The 1,915-nt window shown below is 68.9% G+C and carries 2 protein-coding genes; one reads left to right on the top strand and one right to left on the bottom strand.

Going from position 1 to position 1,915, the window contains the following annotated elements; genetic code table 11:
• Positions 1–472: 472 nt before the first annotated feature.
• A complete protein-coding gene (locus JNK30_RS19785; protein ID WP_293484941.1) occupies positions 473–1,234 on the bottom strand; it encodes a hypothetical protein in 762 nt (253 codons plus the stop codon).
• A gap of 195 nt (positions 1,235–1,429) precedes the next feature.
• Here JNK30_RS19785 and JNK30_RS19780 point away from each other — a divergent pair.
• On the top strand, positions 1,430–1,915 hold a 486-nt coding region (locus JNK30_RS19780), incomplete at its 3' end, for an SDR family NAD(P)-dependent oxidoreductase (protein ID WP_293484939.1).

The raw sequence follows: 1,915 nt of genomic DNA, 5'->3' as shown, positions 1-1,915 counted from the left end.
CGCGCTAGGCGGCGGGGCCGCGGGAGGCTCCACGGAAGGACGCGGAGGGCCGGATCCCCCTGTCATCCCGGTTTCGCCGCCCGGCGAACACCGGGACCCATAGACTCCGCGCCTCCGGACCAGCCAGGGCCGCACCGCCGCGCCGGGACCTCGAACGCCGGCGCGTATGGGTCCCGGTTTCGCGCAGCGAAACCGGGATGACAGCCGTGGGGTGTGTGGGCATGAACGGGTCCACGGACGCACACGGAGGAACACGGACCGAGGGCGGCTGCATCGACGGCGATCACCGACCTCTCCCCTGTCATCCCGGTTTCGCCGCCAAGGCGAACACCGGGACCCATAGACTCCGCGCCTCAGGCAAACCTGCTGCAGTGGCCGCGGGGGAACCACGAATGAACAGGAAGCACACGAATGCGCCTTGCGCCGGGAGGGATAGGACCGTGTCGCGCGAGTTGGCCGCTTTACCGCTCGCTCACTTCACTTGGCTCAGCCCGAACGTGAACGAGTGCGTCTCGCCGTTCAGAGCGACGTCGATCTTCAGGGTTGTGGCCTTCTTCGGAAGCCGCGTCAGAGTAAGCGGGGAGGCTTCGCTGCCCTGCGGCGCGATCGTCGCCGGGCGAAACCCTCGGTCGTCGGCCGATGCGAGAATGGCGTCGGCCTGACGCCGACCGTTCTCAAGGGTTGCAGCGATCTGGTTCTGGCCGTTCGCGACAATCGCGGACGAGGCGTACGGATTTGCGGGGGTGGTGATCGTTCCGAACGTCGACGTGGACCCGTAGGGCGTGAACGTCCTCGACTGGTAGGTGCTCGTCTGCTGCATGTTTGCCGCCCCGGCCTGCAAGCCGACGGCGATGGCTTGCCACATGGCGGCCTGCCGGGCCTTCTTCTCCGCTGTGCGGGCCTGCGCCTGGATGTCGTCCACCGTGAGAACAGCCACATTGGGTTCCGCATCCACCGACACGGTGACGTTGGCGAGCGTGAAGTTCACCGGCTGGTCCAAGTAGTTCTTGGCGATGACCACCAAAGTCGGCGTCTGTTTCTCGGCGAACCGCTCCGTCGCGACGATGAGCGCCACTCCGCTCCTTGGCGCCTTGTCAGACCTCACGAAGGGGCGGCCGTCTTCGAAGGTGACCTCCTGCCCGTCGGCAGGGATCAGCGTCAGCTTCCAGTCCTTTGCGATTGCAGGAGAAGTTCCTAGCGTGAGGACGAACCCCGCCAGCAGTAAAGCGCGCATCTTGCCCCCCGACGGACGCGTTCGGGTTGAGTGAACATCAACCACGACCTTAGGGCCAGCAACCAGAGCGATCATATTGCCGACGCCGGCCCGGCGGGCGGAACGGACGCAATTCGGATTTTCTCTACGACTGGGCGAAGCCTAGAGGGAGGGCGCGGCCGGCAGGGTTAAGATGCGGTCGTTCAGGAGGCGGCGATGGGCGTGTTGATCACCGGCGGGACCAAGGGCATCGGCCTGGCCATCGCGGAGCACCTGGCGGCGCGTGGGGCCCCGGGGGGCGAGCCGCTGGTGCTGGGGTGGCATGCCGACGGCGAGGCGGCTGACGCGGCGCGGCGGCGCATCCAGGCGCTGGGCGCCGAGGCCTCGGCCGTGCAGGGCGATGTCGGCCGGCCGCAGGACTGCGCCCGGCTCGTGCGCGCCGCGGCGGCGACGGGCGGCGGGCCGCTCCACATCGTGCACTGCGCGGCGGCGATCTGGCCGACGGCGCTGCTGGAAGCCGACCTCGACGCGTTCGAGGGCGCGATGCGCACGAACGGGCTCTCGCTGCTCTACCTCGTGCAGGCCGCCCGGCCCTGGCTCGCCCCCGGCTCGTCGATCGTCTTCATCACCAGCGCCGGCGCGCGGACCGTGCTCGCGAACTACGCGGCCCTGGGCTGCGGCAAGGCGCTGGCCGAGAGCCTG

The sequence above is a fragment of the Phenylobacterium sp. genome, assembly GCF_016793225.1.
Lineage (GTDB): Bacteria > Pseudomonadota > Alphaproteobacteria > Caulobacterales > Caulobacteraceae > Phenylobacterium.
The sequence above is the reverse complement of the archived record's forward strand: the minus strand, read 5'-3'. Positions and strand labels throughout refer to the sequence as shown.